We start from the raw sequence: 18,476 nt of genomic DNA on the forward strand, positions 1-18,476 counted from the left end.
CCGCTCAGCCTTGCGGCTGCCAGCTCTCGTATTTCGGATGGGTTTGCCCGATCGGCAGCGCGACATCGGCGCCGGTTTCGGCCGAATGGTAGATCGCCGACACGAGCTCCAGCGAGCGCCGGGCGTCCCGGCTCGTCACGGGCGGCGGGTCGCCGGCGAGAAGGGCGTCGTGAAAGGCCTTCATCTGCCCCTCGAAGCGCCGCCCGACCGGCTCCCAGTTCTCGAGCACCTCCCCGATCCGCTCCGCGATCCCGTCGTTTGCCGGCAGGATGCGCCAGGGCCCGTCGCCGGGCGAATAGGCTTCCGTGCCGCTTTCGAAGGTGACGTTCTCGAAATGAAGGCGGAGGCGGCTGATCTCGTCCTGACTGCCGAGCGTCGCGGTGGCGGATACGAGCGCGCCGCTTTCCATCGCGAAGGAAGCGGACACGCAGTCCTCCACCTCAATGGCGTTGACGCGCGTCGCGGTGCGCGCGAAGACCCGCGCGATCGGCCCCATCAGGAAGGTCGCGAGGTCGTGGTTGTGGATGGCGTGGGTCATCAGGACGCCGCCGAGTTCGGTGCGCCAGCGTCCGCGCCAGGGATTGTCGTAATAATCGGCGGTTCGCTTCCAGAAGGTTTCCACCGAACCCGCATAGGGCTTGCCGGCCAGCCCCGCGTCCACGATGCGTTTAGCCTGCATCGCGCCGTCGCCGTAGCGATACTGATAGATTGGCATGAGGCGGCCGCGCGCGTTGCCTTCCGCCTCGATGATCTCGTCCACTTGCTTGAGCGAGCCGACGAGCGGTTTCTCGCAGACGACGTGCTTGCCCGCCGCGAGGCTTTTCAGGATCATCTCGCGATGCAGGGCGGGCGGGGTGCAGATGTCGATGATGTCGATGTCGGGGCGGGCGAGAAGCGCGTCGAAGTCCTTGGAGCGCCCGGTGATGCCGAACTCGTTCCCGACGGCGTTCATGCGGGCCTCGTCGAGGTCGCAAAGCTCCACCACCTCGAAGCGGGCGGGATGGGGAAGATAGCCTTCCACGATATGCGAGCGGCCGATGCCGCAGCCGATCACGGCGACATTGAAACGCTTCGTCATCGGGCGGCACCTCCTTCGGCGATGCTTTGGGCGCGCAGGGCGAGTTCCATCGCCTTGAAGCAATGGGCCTGCGGCATCGCCGTTTGCGTCCGGTCGCGGATGTCGGCGATGAGCTGTCGGCCATAGGGCAGGGGCTCGTTCGAACAGTCGATATGCGACACGCCCCGGCGATCGGTCAGGAACAGGTGGTCGCCGCCAGGCCGCCCCGCGACATCGACATATTTGCGCAGCTCGATCGCGCCTTCGGTGCCGGTGATGAACAGGCGGCCGTCGCCCCAGACCGGCAGACCGTCCGGCGTGAACCAGTCGACGCGGATGAAGCCCGTGACATCGCCCGCCACGAGATGCGCGTCGCCCGTGTCCTGAAGGCCGGGGCGGTCTGGATGGGCGCGGTTGGCGACGCGCGCCGACAGGATTTCGGCGTCGCCGGCATCGGCGAAGAACAGGAACTGCTCGAACTGGTGCGAGGCGATGTCGACCAGAATGCCGCCATAACGGTCGCGCTCGAAGAACCAGGCGGGGCGCTCCGCCTTGCGGATGCGGTGGGGGCCGAAGCCCGCCGTGGAAACGACGCGCCCGATCGCGCCGGCCTTCACGAGTTCGCCGGCCTTCACGGTGGCGCGGTTCTCGAAATGCTCGGAATAAAGGATCGAGAGGATGCGGCCCGTTTCGGCCTGCACTCGCCGCAGGTGCTCCAACTGGTCCATCGTGGTCATGCCGGGCTTGTCCAGCATCACGTCCTTGCCGGCCCGCATCGCGGCCTCCGCAATCCCGGCGCGCTCGGCGGGAATGGCGGCGCTCACCACGAGGTCGATCGCGGGATCGTCCAGGATGCGGCGCGGGTCGTCCACGCGTTTCGCCTGCGGGTAGCGCGTCGCGAAATCGGCCGCGAGGTCGTCTTCGGTGGCGAAGAAGGCGACGAACTCGGCGTTTTCAGTGAGGAGGCAGTTCACCTGGCCGTTGATGTGGTCGTGGTTGATGCCGATGGCGGCGAAACGAATGGTCATGGAATGGTGCATCCCTTCAGCGCTTCATGCCTGTCGTGGCGATGCCCTCGATCAGAAGACGCTGGAAGAAAAGGAAGAACAGGAAGACGGGCACGAGCGACAGGTTGGACATGGCGAAAAGGGAGCTCCAGTCGGACGAGCCGGTGGAATCCACGAAGGAGCGCAGGCCGAGCTGCACCGTGTAGGTGTTGATGTCGTTGAGGTAGATCAGCGGGCCGAAGAAGTCGTCCCAGGTCCAGATGAAGGAGAAGATCGCGGCCGTCGCCAGAACCGGCAGCGACAAGGGCAGCATGATGCGCCAGTAGATCCGCCAGGGCGAGCAGCCGTCCATGATCGCCGCCTCGTCCAGCTCGCGCGGGATGCCGCGGAAGAACTGCACCATCAGGAAGATGAAGAAGGCATCGGTGGCGAGATATTTCGGCACGATCAGCGGCAGCGAGGTGTTCACCCAGCCCATTTCCAGAAACAGGATGTATTGGGGGATCAGCACGACATGATAGGGCAGCATCAGGGTGCCCAGCATCAGCGCGAACCAGAAGTTGCGCCCGCCGAAGCGCAGCCGCGCGAAGGCGAAGGCGGCGAGCGAGCAGCCCACCACGTTGCCGATCGTGGCGAAGACCGAGATGAAGAGCGAGTTCCAGAAGAACTGCCCGAAGCTCACCTGCAGCCCCGTCCAGCCCCTGACATAGGAGCCGAAATCCACGGAGGAGGGGATCAGGGACGAGGTGCCGAAGAGTTCGTCCTGCGGGCGCACCGACCCGGAGATCATCCAGAGGATGGGGTAGAGCATCGCGAAGGACGCGGCCAGAAGCGCGGCGTGGATCAGGGCGGAGCGCCAGGGGGAACGGCGAGTGGCGGGCTTGGGCGGCGGCAGGGCGCTCGCGGCGTCAATCGTCATAATGCACCCAGTAGCGAGCCGACAGGAAGGAAAAGGCCGTGAACAGGGCGACGATCGCGACCAGAATCCAGGCGAGCGCCGAGGCGTAGCCCATCCGAAGGAAGCCGAAGGCCTCCTGGTAGAGGTAGAGCGTGTAGAAGAGCGTCGAGTTAATCGGCCCGCCCGTGCCTTCCGAGATGATGAAGGCCGGGGTGAAGGCCTTGAAGGCGTCGATGGTCTGGATCACGGCGTTGAAGAAGATCACCGGCGTGAGGAGCGGCAGGGTGATGCGGAAGAACTGCCGCGTCTTGGATGCGCCGTCGATCTCGGCCGCCTCGTACATATCCGTCGGGATCTGGCGAAGGCCGGCGAGGAAGATGATCATCGGCGAGCCGAACTGCCAGACGGCCAGCACCACCAGGGTATAAAGCGAATAATCGGGGTTGGAGATCCAGCTCGGCCCTTCGATGCCGAAAGCTTGCCATAGAACGAGGTTCACCAAGCCGTCGGAGGCGAAAAGCTGGCGCCAAAGGACGGCGATGGCGACGGAGGAGCCCAGAAGCGAGGGCAGATAGAAGATCGCCCGGTAGACCGGCAGGCCCTTCAAGCCCCGGTTGAAGGCCAGCGCCACGAGAAGCGCGAAGATGAGCTTCAACGGCACGGACAAAAGGACGTAGATGAACGTCACCTGCATCGAGGCCGCGAATTTCGGGTCGTCGGTGGCGATCCGCACGTAGTTGGCCGCGCCCACCCAATCGGGCGAGCGGATCAGGTCGTAATTGGTGAAGGACAGGTAGAGCGAGGCGAGTGCGGGGCCGAGCGTCAGGCCGAAGAAGCCGATCAGCCAGGGCAGAAGAAACAGATAAGCGGGCACGTTGCGGCGCAAGGACCGCCGAACCGCGCCGGACGACGCTGCGGCCGGCGGCGCGGAAGCGCGTGGCAGGCTCCCTGCCTCGATGGGGAGGGACATGGCGTCAGCCCCGTTTCAAAATGGCATTCGCTTCCCGGACCATGTCCTCGCCGGCTTGGGCCGGCGTCTTGCGCCCGAAGCCGACTTCCTCGTTCAGGCGTTTCAGAACAAAGGCGAGTTCGCCCGCGCCGGGGGGCGGGGAAGGGGGAAGCGCGCCGACATCGGGCGTGATCAACGCGATATATTCCACCATGGCGCGGTCGACCTCGTTCAATTGCGGGGTCAACCCTTCGCGCATTCCTTGCGAGGCCGGCACGCCGCGCTCGACGCCGAGCGCCTTGACGCCTTCGGGCGAGGATACGAGGAAATCGGCGAAGCGCAGCGCCGCTTCCGCCGGCGCGTTGGCCGACAAGCTGATCAGCATCGAAGGCTTCAGGTAATGGCCCGACGGAGCCTCGCCCGAGAGCTTCGGGTAGGGACCCAGCGTCAGCTTGGCCTTGTTGAGGGCTTGGAAGCCGACGAACTGGTTGGAGTGCATGAAGGCGGTGGCCGCCTTACCGGACGTCAGCGGATTGGTCTCGATGCTCAACTGGTCGAGCGCCTGGATATCGGCGGGAACGCAGGCTTTGCGCTCGCGAAGCCCCGCCCAGAGCGCGAACCAGCCTTCCGCGTCCTTCGGCTCGTAGGCGAGGCCGCCATCCGTGTAGAGCGCCTTGCCGTTCTGGCGCAGCCAAAGCTCGAAGCTCGGCTCGACACCCCCGGCATCGGCCAGCGCGAAGACGCCGGGGCGCTTGCGGTTCTTGGCGAAGGTGGCGGCGCTTTCGCCGATCTGTTCCCAGGTCTGTCCGGGTTTGGGGGCCTCGGCCCCGTTGTCTTCCCACATCTTGGCGTTGAAGCAGATGGAGGAGGAATTGACGCCGAGATTGACGCCGTAGAGCTTGCCGTCGACACGGCCTGAGTCGATGTTGGCCTGCCCGAAATCCTCGATCTTCAGCGCCTTGCCGACGGCTTCGTCGAGCGGCATCAGCGCGCCGCGACGGGCATATTCGAAGATGTAGCGGTAATCCATCTGGATGAGGTCGGGCGCGTTGCGGCCGGCGACCTGCGTGGCGAGGCGGGGCCAGTAGTCCGACCAGCCCGCGAACTCGCCGACGATCTCGGTGTCGGGCGAAACGCCCTTGAAGGCGGCGATGGCGTTGCGGGTGCGGTCGGCGCGCTCCTGGCTGCCCCACCAGAGAAAGCGCAGCCGCTGCGCCTGCGCCAAAGCCGGCCGGCCACCGAACGCCGCCAGCGTCAAAGCCGCCGCGCCGCCTTGCAGGACGCTTCTCCGGGTGACGGACACGGTCATGGCATTCCTCCCGATGGCGGCCCGCGATGGGGCCGACCGATGCCGGCCTTGTTGCCGACTTATAACTGATTGGTTACAAGGGTGACCATCGATCCCCCAACTTGTCAAGCAAGAGTCGAAAATGAGCGAGGCAGAAGACACGCCCGAACCGGCCGCCGGCCGCCGGCGGGGGGAGGGGCGGGACGAACGGGCGACGCGCAACCCGGAGCGGACGCGCGCCGCGATCCTGGAAGCGGCGCGGCGCGAGATTTCCGAAAAAGGGCTGGCGGGGGCGCGGGTGGACGTGGTGGCGCGGCGGGCCGGCACCAACAAGCGCATGATCTACCATTATTTCGGCGACAAGGACGGCCTCTACCTCGCCGTTCTGGAGGAAGCCTACCGGCATATCCGCCATGCCGAGCGCCGGCTCGACCTCGCCCATCGGGAACCCGCGGACGGCTTGGCGGAGCTCGCCCTCTTCACCTGGCATTATTATCTCGATCACCCCGAATTTCTCAGCATCCTGTCCACCGAGAACCTCAACCACGCGCGCTATCTGCGCCAGTCGCCGGGCATCGCGGAGATGCATTCGAACTTCATCGACGAGTTGCGGGACGTGCTCGCAAGGGGGACGGAAGCGGGGGTGTTCAAGCCGGGGCTCGACCCCGTGAACGTCTACATGACCATCGCCTCGCTGGCCTGGTTCCACCAGTCGAACCGCTACACCCTGTCCACCATCTTCCGCCGCGATCTCCAGTCGCGCGCCGAGAACGACCGGTGGGGTGACCATATCGTCGCGACGGTGCTGGCTTCCGTGAGAGCCTGAGAGCGCCCAAGAGAACCCGGCTTCCGAAAAACCGGAAGGCTCCAAGCGAAAGGCGGTTGACAAGGCGCCGCGCTTTTCCCCACAAATAACCAAACGGTTACAAATCCCGCGAAGGGGTGCCGCATCGGGGTTCGCGAACCGCGCCCCAGGGGAGGACCATCGATGAAACGCATCGGCGTGATCATGCACGGCATCACCGGCCGCATGGGCTACAACCAGCATCTGGTGCGCTCCGTGGTGGCGATCCGGGCGCATGGGGGCGTGCTTCTGTCCAACGGCGAGCGTGTGATGCTCGACCCGATCCTTGTCGGGCGCAACGGGGCCAAGATCGAGGAGATCGCCCGGCGTCACGGCATCGAGCGCTGGACCACCGATCTCGACGCCGCGCTCGCCAACAGGCAAGACACGCTGTTCTTCGATGCCGGCACGACGCAGATGCGCGGCGCGCTCCTGACGAAAGCCATTCAAGCCGGCAAGGACGTTTATTGCGAGAAGCCGATCTCCGACAACATGGAGGAAGCGCTTCGCGTCGCCGAACTCGCCGAGCGCTCCGGCGTCCGGCACGGCGTGGTGCAGGACAAGCTCTTCCTGCCCGGCCTTCGCAAGCTCGCGATGCTGCGCGACTCGGGCTTCTTCGGCAAGATCCTCTCGGTGCGCGGCGAGTTCGGCTATTGGGTCTTCGAGGGCGACTGGCAGCCGGCGCAGCGCCCGTCCTGGAACTACCGCACTGCGGACGGCGGCGGCATCATCCTCGATATGCTGTGCCATTGGCGCTACGTCATGGACAACCTCTTCGGCGAGGTGAAGGCCGTGTCGTGCCTCGGCGCGACGCATATCCCGACGCGCGTCGATGAGCGCGGGCAAAGCTACCGGGCGGATGCCGACGACGCGGCCTATGCGACCTTCGAACTGGAAGGCGGCGCGATCGCGCAGATCAACTCCTCCTGGGCGGTGCGGGTGCGCCGCGACGATCTCGTGACCTTCCAGGTGGACGGCACGCACGGCTCGGCGGTGGCCGGGCTCACCAAATGCTGGACGCAGCACCGCGTGAACACGCCCAAACCCGTGTGGAACCCGGACCAGCCGCAGACCATCGACTTCTACCGCACCTGGGACGAGGTGCCCGACAACGTCACCTACGACAACGGCTTCAAGGCGCAGTGGGAGATGTTCGTGCGCCATCTCGCCGAGGACGGCCCCTGGCCCTACGGGCTGATGGAAGGCGTGAAGGGCGTGCAGCTCGCCGAACTCGGCCTGCGCTCCTGGCGCGAGCGCCGCTGGCTCGACGTGCCCTCGCTCGCCAAGCGCTCGCTCGCGGCCTGAAGGAGGACACGGCCTTGACCGAGCTTCGGCTTCCCATCGACAACGGCGAGATCGAGTTCTACCGTCTTGCCGGTAGTCCCATCCCGCTCCACCGCCGGCGCGCGGCGGATTTCGACCGCATCGCCTATGCCGCCGCCCATGTGGTGGCCGACCCCTTGAAGCACTCCGACCCGTGGCTGGAGCCGGCGATCGACTGGGACGCCACCTTACGCTTTCGGCACCGGCTTTGGGATCTCGGCCTCGGCGTCGCGGAGGCCATGGACACGGCGCAGCGCGGCATGGGCCTGTCCTGGACCGACTCGCAGGAATTGGTCCGCCGGTCACTCAAGGAAGCCCAGTCGCGCGACGACGCCTTGATCGCCTGCGGCGCGGGCACCGACCACCTCGCGCCGAACCCGGATCTGGCGCTTTCCGACATCGTGTCGGCTTACGAGGAACAGGTCGGCTTCGTGGAAGGGGAGGGCGGGCGCGTCATCCTGATGGCGAGCCGCGCGCTGGCGGCAAGCGCCAAGGGACCGGACGATTATCTCGACGTCTATGGCCGCGTGCTCGCGAATGTGCGGAGACCCGTGATCATCCACTGGCTCGGCGAGATGTTCGACCCAGCGCTCCAAGGCTACTGGGGCTCGCCCGACCACGATACGGCCATGGACACCTGCCTCGCGATGATCGAGGCCAATGCCGCCCGGATCGACGGCATCAAGATCTCGCTTCTGTCGAAGGAAAAGGAAATCGCCATGCGCCGCCGCCTGCCGGCGGGCGTCAGGATGTATACGGGCGACGACTTCAATTATGCCGAACTGATCGCCGGCGACGAGCACAGTCATTCCGACGCGCTTCTCGGCATCTTCGACGCGATCGCGCCGGCGGCCTCCGCCGCGCTCGCCAGCTTGAAGCGTGGCTCGTTGAACGAGTTCCACGACACGCTGGAGCCGACCGTCGCCTTGTCGCGCCACATCTTCCGCGCGCCGACGCGCTTCTACAAGACGGGCGTCGTGTTTCTGGCCTGGCTGAACGGCCTGCAGAACCATTTCACCATGGTGGGCGGGCAGGAAAGCGCGCGCTCGACCCTTCATTTCGCGGAACTCTTCCGCCTCGCCGACCGCGCCAACACGCTCGCTGACCCGGACGAAGCGGCGCGGCGGATGAAGCAGTTCCTAGCGGTGCGGGGGATGGCATGAGCGTCGAGGGTCTTTCCATCAATTTCGCGACGGTGCGGCAGGGCGGCACGTTCGGCGGCATCGTGGACGCCTGCCTTCGCCACGGCGTCACCGCCATCTCGCCCTGGCGCGAGCATGTGGGGCAAGTCGGCATCGCGGAAGCCGCGCGCATCGTGCGTGCCAACGGCATGCGCGTCACCGGCCATTGTCGCGGCGGCTTCTTTCCCGCCCCCGACGAGGCCGGGCGGCGCGCGGCGATCGACGACAACCGCCGCGCGGTGGACGAAGCCGCAATGCTCGGCGCGGCCTGCCTCGTGATGGTGGTGGGCGGTCTGCCGGCGGGCTCGCGCGATCTCCCCGGCGCGCGCGCGATGGTGGCGGACGGCATGGCCGAGCTTCTGCCCCATGCCCGCGCCGCCGGCGTGCCGCTCGCGATCGAGCCGCTGCACCCGGCCTATGCGGCCGACCGCGCCTGCATCAACACGCTGAAACAGTCGCTCGACCTTTGCGACAAGCTGGGAGACGGCGTCGGCGTCGCCGTGGACGTCTACCATGTGTGGTGGGACCCGGAACTCGAAGCGCAGATCGCGCGGGCGGGCCGGGATGGGCGTATCCTCGCCCATCACATCTGCGACTGGCTGGTGCCGACCACCGACCCGCTCCACGACCGGGGCATGATGGGCGACGGCGTGATCGACCTCAAAGCCTTTCGCGCGAGCATCGAGGCGGCCGGGTTCGGTGGGCCCCAGGAAGTCGAGATCTTTTCGCACAAATGGGGCGCGCGTCCGGTGGACGAGGTGATCCGAACCTGCGTCGAGCGCTACCGGACGGTGTGCTGAGGCGGGACCGAACAGGACTGCCGGGAGAACGAGAATGAAGACCGAGAAAGGCCGCACGCGCTACGCGCTGGTCGGCACGGGCAATCGCGGCACCACCATGTGGGGGCGTGAGCTTCTGGCGGGATGGAGCGAGTTCGTGGAACTCGTCGGCATCTGCGACGTGAACCTGATGCGGGCCGAACGGGCCCGCGCGATGATCGGCTCGGCCGCCCCGCTCTACGACGACTTCGACCGGATGCTGGCCGAGCTGAAGCCCTCGCTGGTGATCGTCTGCACGCCCGACGACACGCATGACGACATCGTGGTGCGCGCGCTGGAAGGCGGGGCGGACGTCATCTCCGAAAAGCCGATGACCACGACGCGTGAGAAGATCGCCCGCATCCGCGACGCCGAGAAGCGCACGGGCCGGCGGGTGGACGTCTCGTTCAACTACCGCTTTTCGCCCACCGCCGCGCGCATCAAGGAACTGATCGAGGAAGGGGCCATCGGCACCGTCACCTCCGTCGACTTCCACTGGTACTTGGACAACCAGCACGGGGCGGATTACTTCCGCCGCTGGCACGCGTTCACGCGCCATTCGGGCTCGCTCTTCGTCCACAAGGCGACGCACCATTTCGACCTTCTGAACTGGTATCTCGATTCCGACCCTGAGGAAGTGAAGGGCTTCGGCCAGCTTCTTCATTACGGCCGCAACGGACCGTTCCGGGGCGAGCGCTGCCGCACCTGCGTCCACGCGGCCGAATGCGACTACCACATGGATCTGGCCGCCGATCCGTTTCTGGACGCGCTCTACGAGGAGCCCTCGCAGGTCGATGGCTACGTGCGGGACGCCTGCGTTTATCGCGAGGACATCGACATCCCCGACACGATGACGGCCTCCATCCGTTATCGCTCGGGCGTTCAGGTGTCCTATTCGCTAAACACCTACATGCCGATCGAAGGGCACCATATCGCCTTCAACGGCCATCGCGGGCGCATCGAGCTTCGGCAATACGAGAAGCAGCCCTGGAGCGTGCCGCCGGCGGACGAGATCGTGGTGATGAAGAGCTTCGGCGGCGGCGTCGATCGCATCTGGGTGCCGCACGAGCCGGGCGGGCATTATGGCGGCGACAACCGGATGCGCGACATGATCTTCAAGCCGGGCTCCAACGACCGGCTGCGCCAGCGCGCCGGCTCGCGCGCGGGCGCGATGTCGGTGCTGTGCGGGCTCGCGGCGCTGGAAAGCTCGCTCGGTGGCGGCGCGGTGCAGATCGAGCCGTTGTCGGCGGAGATCATGCGCTGAGAAGCGCGCGCAACACGGCCGCGTCGCGCCGGAAGGCGGCCGGATCGTCGACCTCGACCCAAGGGGAAGCGGCGGCGCGGTTCATCTCTTTCTTCGTGAACGATCCGGCCGCAGGCTCGATTCTCGGCGTCGAGCGCGGCGTGCCCTTGCTTCCGGGCGTGGCCAGGCGGTGGAGGCCGGGCTGAACCCCACCGAGCGCAAGACGGTGACCTATGTCGCCTCCTTACGCGACAAGGTCATCGCCCATCCGCCGCCGGCGCCCATCCGGGCCAACGAGTTCGATCGCGCCGTCATGCGCGTGGCGGCCGAATCCATCGCCGTCGGGCAGGTGTCGGTGGCCGACGGGGCGCGCCATCTCCTGTATATGGGAAAACAGGCTTTGCGCGGCCGGACGTGACGGGACGCCGCCGCCTCGAACGGCCGGCACACCTTTGATCGGGACCGCGCCGGCCGGAAAAGCGATTTCCTTTGGCGCATCCACAGGTTACAGTCGCGCGACCAGACCAGCCATTTTCGAGAACGTCATGTCCAAACGACAGGGTCCGTGGACAAATTCATCAATTGCTAAAGTTGCTTAACCTTCCCCTTCGCGAGGTTCACTCAAGTTTTCGGAAATTGGTCTGGTCCAAAGAGTTAAGCATCTTCCCTAGGGCTATTTTTGCAACAATCTTAGTCCAAATTGTCGTTTTCCACTTTCCGCTTGCTTCGATACAGCCCCCTCATCGATAATGACGACATTTCGAGGGTTGAGTGTAATGACGAAGCTGATTGGTTTGACGATTGCGGGATTGACCTTGATCACCTCGTCCGGCTTCGCGGGCGAACTGATCTACAGCCCGGTCAATCCGTCCTTCGGCGGCAGCCCGTTGAATTCGGCGCATCTTCTGGGTCTGGCGAGCGCCCAGCGCGAATCCACCGCCAGCGATTTCAAGAAGCCCACGACCGCGACGGGCACCAATCCCGGCGGCACCTCGACATCCGATGCCGACCTCTTCGTGCGCCAGTTGCAGGGGCGGCTGCTTTCCGCGCTGGCAGCGCAAGTCACGGACGCGATCTTCGGCGAGAATCCGCAGGAAAACGGCACGGTCCAGTTCGGCGACACCACGGTGACCTTCGATCGCACGGGCGGCTCCATTCGCCTGACGATCGTCAACGCGGCGGACGGAACGGTGACCGAAATCGTCGTCCCGCAACTGGTGACCAACGGCAATGCCGCGCTGACCGCCGGCTCGTCGGCGAACTCGCTGGCCAGAACCGCCGGCACCTCGTCCTCGGCCGCCGCCATCACGGGGACGCTGTCGGGCAGCAACGCCAGCGGCATCTATTGAAAAGCCAGCCGTAACCGGACGAGCGAGCGACCGAGCGTTGGGGAACGCGCCGGTCATCAGGGGAGACTACATATCATGGCGTCCAGGCTTCGCTGCCGCACGCTGGCCGCGCGGGGGTTCATCGCGGGCCTGTCGCTTCTCACGCTCGGCGGTTGCGTCACCGAGGAGTCGCGGATCGACACGCGGCCGGTGGTCGCCAAGGTCAGCCGTCCGAACGACGACCTGCGCCGCGTGCCGCCGCCCGAAAAACGCACCGTGCTCGCGGTCTACGACATCGAGGACCTGACGGGCCAGTTCAAGGAACGCGAGAACGTCCAGTCTCTGTCGCGCGCGGTGACGCAGGGCGGCGCGGCGATCCTGATCAAGGCGCTGCAGGATGCGGGCGAGCGCCGCTGGTTCACGGTGCTGGAGCGCAAGGAACTCGACAACCTCCTGCGCGAGCGCCAGATCCTCACCGAGATGCGCCGCATCTACAACCAGGAAACGCAGATCGACGCGAGCGCCCTGCCGCCGCTTCTCCATGCGGGGATCATCATCGAGGGCGGCATCATCGGCTACGATTCCAACATCGTGACCGGCGGGCTCGGCGCCCGCTTCCTCGGCATCGGCGGCGACACGAAATATTCCCGCGACGTCGTGACGGTCACGCTGCGCGCCATTTCCACCAAGACCGGCGAAGTGCTGACCAGCGTCACGACGCGCAAGGCCGTGGCTTCCTATTCGCTGCAGGGCGGCGCGTTCCGCTATGTGAAGCTCACCGATATCCTGGAAGCGGAAGCCGGCACCACCTATAACGAGCCGAAACAGATCGCCGTGCAGTCCGCGATGGAAATGGCCGTGCTGAGCCTCATCGTCGAGGGAGCCGAGCTCGGCCTTTGGAACTTCGCCGACCATGCGGCGGGCGCGGCCTATATCGACGCCTACAAGGCACAGACCTACGGCGACAAGATCACGCCCGGCGCCGACGACCTGCCGCGCCCCCTGACCCGCGATCCGGCCAGCATCACCGAAACCATCGCCACCGGCCCGCGCCCGGTGACGGTGCGGCGGATCATGCCGGGCGAGGTCGGGTCGGGCAGCGGCAACGGCCTGCCGCGCGCCGTGACGCGGCCCGCCGGCCAGTCGGGCGTGCGACAGGTGCCCGGCGTCGGCTTCGTGCCGAACGGCACCGACACCGCCCCCGTTCCGCGCGCGCCGCAATCCAACGCGCCGCCCGCGCTGCCGCCCGCGCCGCGCCAGGACGAACCGGCGCTCGGCAAGCTGGACGAGAAAAGCATCGACCGGCAGATGGCCGCGCTCACCGGCTTCCCGAGCTAAACCGAGGGCTCGTACGGGCTTACGGAGAATCGGCGAACGGCGTCGTCTTCCTGATCGGAACGACGCCGTTTCGCATTTCGGCCCTTTCCGATCACCAGCCGAAATTTTCAGGCGAAAAAAGTCATTTGCTCGTTTCGCGATGTGCAGTCGACCGGACGGATGCCCGAAGCGCTTGCGGGAACACCGAGAGCGGCGGCGATGTGCTGCCCTTGCGACAGAAATCGGACGAGTTTGCGTCGGAAATTTCGCAATCGAGCCCGTAACCTAGCTCAAGCAGCAAGAGCCGCTGCGAATTTGCGAACAATTTGAATAGATTCGGTCGGACGCAGTCGATAGGGCGGGAAGTGCTCTTTCAAGGACTTTGCTTACGCGTGTCCGCAAGAACACAACTTAACTCTAACACCGCTATCACGGCGGGGTCGCGCATGGATTGTGTTGACGTTTGGTCAGGGAAAAGAGTAAAGCATTTGTTAAGGAGATTGAGGAAAAGCCTTCACGAGGCGTTCCCAACTCCGAAGGGGGGAAGGCGGGACCAAGTCCAAGACTTCCAGAAAATAAGGGTGAGACGATCGCAGGGCCCAAGCGCAGCGCTTGGTTCCAACGGGATCGGTTTGTCTGACGATAGGCGGATTTAGAGAACCGCGACACACAACGGAGCGATGTACTTCATCGCTGCGAACGCTGGTGGTTTGCTTGATCCGCAGATCGCGGGGCCCGATCGTTTTGACCGGTCCGCGAAGTGCATGATTTCAACCTGCCCGATGCTTTGGACGGCCGGGCCCTGTAACTGGAGAGTACAATGACGAATCTTAAGAAAGTATTGCTGACCTCTGCCGCCCTCGCCATGTTCAGCGGCGCCGCTTTCGCAGGCGGAAACGGCAACGAGTCCTTCACCAAGCAGGACGGGAAGCGGAACGAACTCACGATCTATCAGGACCAGGCCAGTTCCTCGGAGGTCGGTTCGGTTGGACGGGCCGCCCTTCAGGAAGGCAGCGACAACACCCTGACGATCGACCAGGATGGCAACGATCAGAAGGTCGGCGCAGCGGACGGCCGCTTCAAGCAGGACGGATACAAGAACAGCGCGGACATCAAGCAGACCGGCAACGGCAACAATGTCCGCACCGTTCTCCAGGAAAGCGGCTCGTTCTTCGGCTACGCCGGCAACAACAAGCTGTCGGTGAACCAGTCCGGCAACGGCAACATCGTCGAGGACGTGCACCAGAAGAACAACTCGTTCATGGGCACCAACACGGCCTCGATCACCCAGTCCATGTCGAACAACGTCGTGGCCAAGGTTGAGCAGTACGGGAACAGCAACGGACTGACGATCACGCAGGGCGGCAGCGACGGCAACAGGATCAACTCGACCTATCAGGCCAACTACGGGGGCGCCGGCAACGAGCTCACGATCGCGCAGACCGGAAACAGCAACGTCGTCGATAGCGTCTATCAGGGCAACACCTTCGGCTCCAAGAACACCGCCAAGATGACCTTCAGCGGCGACCGCAACGGTTCGAACGGCGAGTTCAACATCGCTGGGTTCAAGTCCGCTTTCGGGGACGGCAACGACGTTTCCCAGTTCGGCTACGGAAACAAGCTGGATGTCACCGTCACCGGCAACGAAAACATGTTCGGCTTCGATCAGTCCGGCTCCGACAATGAGATCGTCGCGTCGATCAGCGGCAGCCTGAACGAGACGGCCATCACCCAGTACGACCGGAGTCAGAAGGCGAACGTGACCGTCAATGGCGACAACAACGATGTCGGCGTGTTCCAGACCGGCTTCAAGAACACCGCGAATGTCGGCGTCGGTACCATCAGCGGCGCCTCCTACAACAACACGGCCGTCGTCACGCAGGTCGGCTCCTTCAACGTCAGCAACGTCAACCAGTAAGACTTAGCTGATCGAGCGATCAAGAACGGGCCTGCCTCCTTCATGGGGGCGGGCCTTTCATTGGCTTGAAAAGGCACGAACTCGTTCCGCCCGGTGGCGGATAGGGAAAATATCTTACGATCTCCGCCGTATGCAACCGGTTGGTCGACTTGGAAACGGGTCCCGACGTTCTTCCGGTTTCGGCATTCTTTCAATATATTGTTGGTTCGCCCTTAGGGTAATTTTTGCAAGGAGCAGGCTGATGAGAAGCGTCGATCTTGCGGTCTCCTTGTTGGCATTCGGTTCCGTCTGGATCGGAACCGGCGTAGCCACGGCGCAGAACAATCTGCTGGTCATCCAGCAAACGGGCTCCAACAACACGTTGAGCGTCGATCAATCCAACGCCAGCAATTCCGCCATCGGCGGGCTCGAACTCGTGGTGCCAGACACGACGTCCGGAATCCTCGCGATCGACGCGGACGACATCGCGCGGCAAGCGGGCGACGGCAACGTGGCGAGCGTGATCGTCAACGGAGGCGGCGCCAATGTCGGCCTTCAACAGAACAACGCGAACGGTGGCGCCGGCAACGTCGCGAACATCCGGGCCAACGGCCTTTCGCAATCGGCCATCGGCCAGTTCGGCGCGGGCAATCGCGGGACGGTGACCGTCACCGGCGATCTCGGCGGTCGCGGCACGCTTCTCCAGAACGGCGACGGCAATACCGGCAGCGTCGATGTCGCGGGCGAAGGCAGCGGCACCTTGATCCAGAACGGCAGCAACAACACGCGCAGCCTCAACGTCGAAGGCAGCGCCAATGTCAGCGTCGTGCAGAACGGCAGCGGCCTGTCGGACGCAAGTTCCAACGCGGCGATCGCGAGCGCGGTGGCGTCCGGGGCGACGGGACTGCCGACCGGCGTCCAGGTGATTTCCAACGCCACTTCCGTGCAGATCACGCAGACCGCGCTGCCCGGCATCGGTTCAGGCCGGTAATGGTGACGCGATGAAGGTCTTCGCCGGTGCTTTAACCCTTGCCGTCGCGCTCATGAGCGCTTCCTCGCCCACGCATGCGGCGGGACCGGCGGCGGCAGTCGCGGTGATCGACGTGGAAGCTGCCCCGAACGGCGTTCGCATCTCGGGCCGGGCGCTCGCCCTTTCCGCCGGGCGCTTCGAGGCGACCATGCGGGTGGAGAAAAGCGGGCCGGCGGGACGCTCGAGCACCACGCAAGGCGGCTCCGCGACACTCGACGCGGGCAAATCCTCCAGCGTTGCGACGGTGGGCCTTTCGATGGCGCCGGGCGACAGGCTCGAGGTGGAACTCGTGCTGACGGGCGAGAACGGCGCGGAAGTGGCGCGCAACACGCTGGTCGTCGGCGACAACCGCATCTAGGCGCCGCCGCCGGGGGGCTGGCGGGCGCTATTCTCAAGGGGAAACGAACCATGCGGATGATGCTTCGCAGCGCGCTCGCTGCTTTCGTCGTCGGATGCCTGGCGATGCCGGCGCTGGCACAGAGTGAAAGCGATTTCGTGCGCGCCTTCTCCGGCGACTGGCAGACGCTCGACCCCGCCTTTGCCGATGGCGGCGCGTGCCGCGTGACGCTCGGCCGCGACGCCAAGGGGCAGGGTTATTCCCTGTCCTCCGCCCATTGCGGCGGCGCGATGAACGATCTGGAATCCTGGCGCATCGTGGAAAACCAGCTCGGGCTGGTGTCACGCACGGGCGACGTGGTGGCACGCCTCGGCGGCAACCAGAACCGCATCAGCGGCGACACCGCCGACAAGCTGCCCGTGGTGTTCGAGCGCCTCGCGGCCGCCGCACCCGCCGCCGCCCCGGCGGACGCCGCGCCCGTTCGCACGGCGCAGTCCTGCATCTATATCGGCTACACCGCGACCTGCGCGACCCCGGCCGATCTCGCCTCCCCGAAGGAAACAACGGAAGGCGCGAATGCGAGCGCGGGCGTTCTGGTGCGGTTGAACGCGCGCGCCGAGGCTCGGCCCGACGCCGCCATCGTGGCGACCATTCCCGCCGGAACCTGCGTGCAGGTGGATCGCTGCACCACCGCCTCGGACGGCCTTTGGTGCCGCGCCAAGGTTTCCACCTTCGAAGGCTGGATCAGGCAGCGCGCGGTGCGCGACGGACGCTGGCCGGTTCTAACCTTCGCCGCCGGCTGCCGCTCATAAGGCACGGCTCGCCGCGACGGGTTCGCGGCCCATCATGGCATCGAGGCCGGCGCGGATGTCGCCGGCCTTTGCGGCATGGCCCGTCCGTTCGTTCGAAACGCGCGCGCCAGATGCGAGCCGTCGCAAAAGCCCGTGGCGGCGGCGATGGCCGCCACCGTCTGGCGGCTCGTGCGGAACAGGAGATCGGCCTGATCGAGCCGCAGCGCGACATAGTAGGCGCTCGGCGAGCGGCCGACCGCCTTCTCGAAATGGCGCTCCAGGCTGCGCCGCGACAGACCGAGCCGGCGGGCAAGTTCCTCCACCGAAAGCGGCGTTTCCACGTTCTGCCGCATGTGGAGAATGGCCTTGCGCACCGCGTCGTCGCTGGACGAGACATCGATCGGGGTGGCGGGTTGCGGCTTCTCGCCCCTGAGCGCCTCGTCGATGATCATGATCTGAAGGCTCTTGCGCGCCGGCCCGATCCCGACATGCTTTTCCACGAGCCAGGCCGCCAGATGCGCCGAGCTTGCGCCGCCCGAACAGGTGAGGCGGTCGCGGTCCACCATGAAGATCTGGTCGGCAACCGGGCGTAAGCCATCGAACTGCTCCAGGAAATCGGCATGGTGGAACCAGCTTACGCAGCAGCGATAACCGTCCATCAGCCCGGCGCGGTGCAGGATGAAGGCCCCGGTGCAAACGCCCGCCAAAGGCACGTGCTCGCGCGCCGCCCGCTGCAGATAAGCGAGCGTCGCCGGGGCGAGGTTCGGGATTTCCTGCATCAAGCCGCCGACCACCACGATGTAGTCGAAGCTCTTCGGGTCGCCGAGCCGCGCCGTCGGCTGCACCACCACGCCGCAGCTCGACGCGATCGGCTCCATCGTGTCCGACAGGATCGACCATTCGCACAGGATGGGGCGCGAGCGGTCGCCTTCGTCGGCGGCGAGCCGCAGAACGTCCACGAAATTGGCGAAGGCGCAGAGCGTGAAGCGCCGCGCCAGGATGAAGCCGACGCGAAGCCGCGCCTGCGAGGGCGCGCGGGGCCTGGGCATGGCGGGAGAGGGCATCGGACACTTCTTCCGGGTGGCGCAAATATCCCGTTAGTCTGACGCATCCGTTCTGCGACGCAAGACGGGCAGGCGATAATTTGCCGGTCATTGCCGATGGAAGC

18 protein-coding genes are annotated in these 18,476 nt (G+C 65.5%); 12 read left to right on the top strand and 6 right to left on the bottom strand.

The genetic code is table 11. The features are described 5' to 3' along the window. Positions 1 to 4 precede the first annotated feature (4 nt). From F9929_RS20235 to F9929_RS20255, 5 genes are read right to left on the bottom strand one after another with little or no spacing between them, the layout of a single operon-like run. On the bottom strand, positions 5 to 1,078 hold the full coding sequence (locus tag F9929_RS20235; protein ID WP_152048358.1) for a Gfo/Idh/MocA family protein: 1,074 nt from the start codon (positions 1,076 to 1,078) through the stop codon (positions 5 to 7). Next, positions 1,075 to 2,085: a Gfo/Idh/MocA family protein gene (locus F9929_RS20240; RefSeq protein WP_152048359.1), complete on the bottom strand. Its 1,011-nt coding sequence runs from the start codon at positions 2,083 to 2,085 to the stop codon at positions 1,075 to 1,077. Before F9929_RS20240 ends, F9929_RS20235 begins: the two co-directional genes overlap by 4 nt. A gap of 16 nt (positions 2,086 to 2,101) precedes the next feature. Further along, positions 2,102 to 2,983, bottom strand: a complete 882-nt coding sequence (locus F9929_RS20245) for a carbohydrate ABC transporter permease (RefSeq protein WP_152048360.1) — start codon at positions 2,981 to 2,983, stop codon at positions 2,102 to 2,104. After that, entirely contained in the window at positions 2,973 to 3,932 is a 960-nt protein-coding gene (locus F9929_RS20250) for a carbohydrate ABC transporter permease (RefSeq protein WP_235919468.1), read from the bottom strand. The genes F9929_RS20245 and F9929_RS20250 overlap by 11 nt, the downstream gene beginning before the upstream one ends. 4 nt (positions 3,933 to 3,936) lie before the next feature. Next, on the bottom strand, positions 3,937 to 5,220 hold the full coding sequence (locus F9929_RS20255; protein WP_152048361.1) for an ABC transporter substrate-binding protein: 1,284 nt from the start codon (positions 5,218 to 5,220) through the stop codon (positions 3,937 to 3,939). 121 nt (positions 5,221 to 5,341) lie between these two features. Here F9929_RS20255 and F9929_RS20260 point away from each other — a divergent pair, with 121 nt between their 5' ends. The 12 genes from F9929_RS20260 (at position 5,342) to F9929_RS20315 (ending at position 17,329) form a co-directional block, all read left to right on the top strand. Beyond that, positions 5,342 to 6,025: a TetR/AcrR family transcriptional regulator gene (locus F9929_RS20260; RefSeq protein WP_152048362.1), complete on the top strand. Its 684-nt coding sequence runs from the start codon at positions 5,342 to 5,344 to the stop codon at positions 6,023 to 6,025. A gap of 162 nt (positions 6,026 to 6,187) precedes the next feature. Further along, complete coding sequence (locus F9929_RS20265) at positions 6,188 to 7,348, top strand: Gfo/Idh/MocA family protein (RefSeq protein WP_193227848.1); 1,161 nt, start codon at positions 6,188 to 6,190, stop codon at positions 7,346 to 7,348. 14 nt (positions 7,349 to 7,362) lie between these two features. Further along, positions 7,363 to 8,529 carry a dihydrodipicolinate synthase family protein gene (locus F9929_RS20270; RefSeq protein ID WP_152048363.1) on the top strand — a complete coding sequence of 389 codons (1,167 nt, stop codon included), beginning with the start codon at positions 7,363 to 7,365 and terminating at the stop codon, positions 8,527 to 8,529. Further along, positions 8,526 to 9,347 carry a sugar phosphate isomerase/epimerase family protein gene (locus tag F9929_RS20275; protein ID WP_152048364.1) on the top strand — a complete coding sequence of 274 codons (822 nt, stop codon included), beginning with the start codon at positions 8,526 to 8,528 and terminating at the stop codon, positions 9,345 to 9,347. Before F9929_RS20270 ends, F9929_RS20275 begins: the two co-directional genes overlap by 4 nt. 34 nt (positions 9,348 to 9,381) lie before the next feature. Continuing rightward, complete coding sequence (locus F9929_RS20280) at positions 9,382 to 10,629, top strand: Gfo/Idh/MocA family protein (RefSeq protein WP_152048365.1); 1,248 nt, start codon at positions 9,382 to 9,384, stop codon at positions 10,627 to 10,629. Positions 10,630 to 10,798: 169 nt separating this feature from the next. Next, a complete protein-coding gene (locus tag F9929_RS20285; protein ID WP_152048366.1) occupies positions 10,799 to 11,026 on the top strand; it encodes a hypothetical protein in 228 nt (75 codons plus the stop codon). A 358-nt stretch (positions 11,027 to 11,384) separates the two neighbouring features. Then, positions 11,385 to 11,957, top strand: coding sequence for a curli assembly protein CsgF (locus F9929_RS20290; RefSeq protein ID WP_193227849.1), 573 nt, complete (start codon positions 11,385 to 11,387; stop codon positions 11,955 to 11,957). A gap of 75 nt (positions 11,958 to 12,032) precedes the next feature. Continuing rightward, a complete protein-coding gene (locus F9929_RS20295) occupies positions 12,033 to 13,274 on the top strand; it encodes a CsgG/HfaB family protein (protein ID WP_152048368.1) in 1,242 nt (413 codons plus the stop codon). A 799-nt stretch (positions 13,275 to 14,073) separates the two neighbouring features. Further along, positions 14,074 to 15,171: a hypothetical protein gene (locus F9929_RS20300; protein WP_152048369.1), complete on the top strand. Its 1,098-nt coding sequence runs from the start codon at positions 14,074 to 14,076 to the stop codon at positions 15,169 to 15,171. Positions 15,172 to 15,412: 241 nt separating this feature from the next. Continuing rightward, a complete protein-coding gene (locus tag F9929_RS20305) occupies positions 15,413 to 16,141 on the top strand; it encodes a hypothetical protein (protein ID WP_152048370.1) in 729 nt (242 codons plus the stop codon). Positions 16,142 to 16,151: 10 nt separating this feature from the next. After that, on the top strand, positions 16,152 to 16,538 hold the full coding sequence (gene csgH, locus F9929_RS20310; RefSeq protein WP_152048371.1) for a curli-like amyloid fiber formation chaperone CsgH: 387 nt from the start codon (positions 16,152 to 16,154) through the stop codon (positions 16,536 to 16,538). Between the two features lie 50 nt (positions 16,539 to 16,588). Continuing rightward, on the top strand, positions 16,589 to 17,329 hold the full coding sequence (locus tag F9929_RS20315) for an SH3 domain-containing protein (RefSeq protein WP_152048372.1): 741 nt from the start codon (positions 16,589 to 16,591) through the stop codon (positions 17,327 to 17,329). 32 nt (positions 17,330 to 17,361) lie between these two features. On the opposite strand, the gene F9929_RS20320 is transcribed toward F9929_RS20315, so the two are convergent. After that, positions 17,362 to 18,357 carry a GlxA family transcriptional regulator gene (locus F9929_RS20320; RefSeq protein ID WP_235919470.1) on the bottom strand — a complete coding sequence of 332 codons (996 nt, stop codon included), beginning with the start codon at positions 18,355 to 18,357 and terminating at the stop codon, positions 17,362 to 17,364. Between the last annotated feature and the right edge of the window lie 119 nt (positions 18,358 to 18,476).

The sequence above is a fragment of the Aureimonas psammosilenae genome, from assembly GCF_009176975.1.
In the GTDB taxonomy this organism is placed as follows: domain Bacteria; phylum Pseudomonadota; class Alphaproteobacteria; order Rhizobiales; family Rhizobiaceae; genus Plantimonas; species Plantimonas psammosilenae.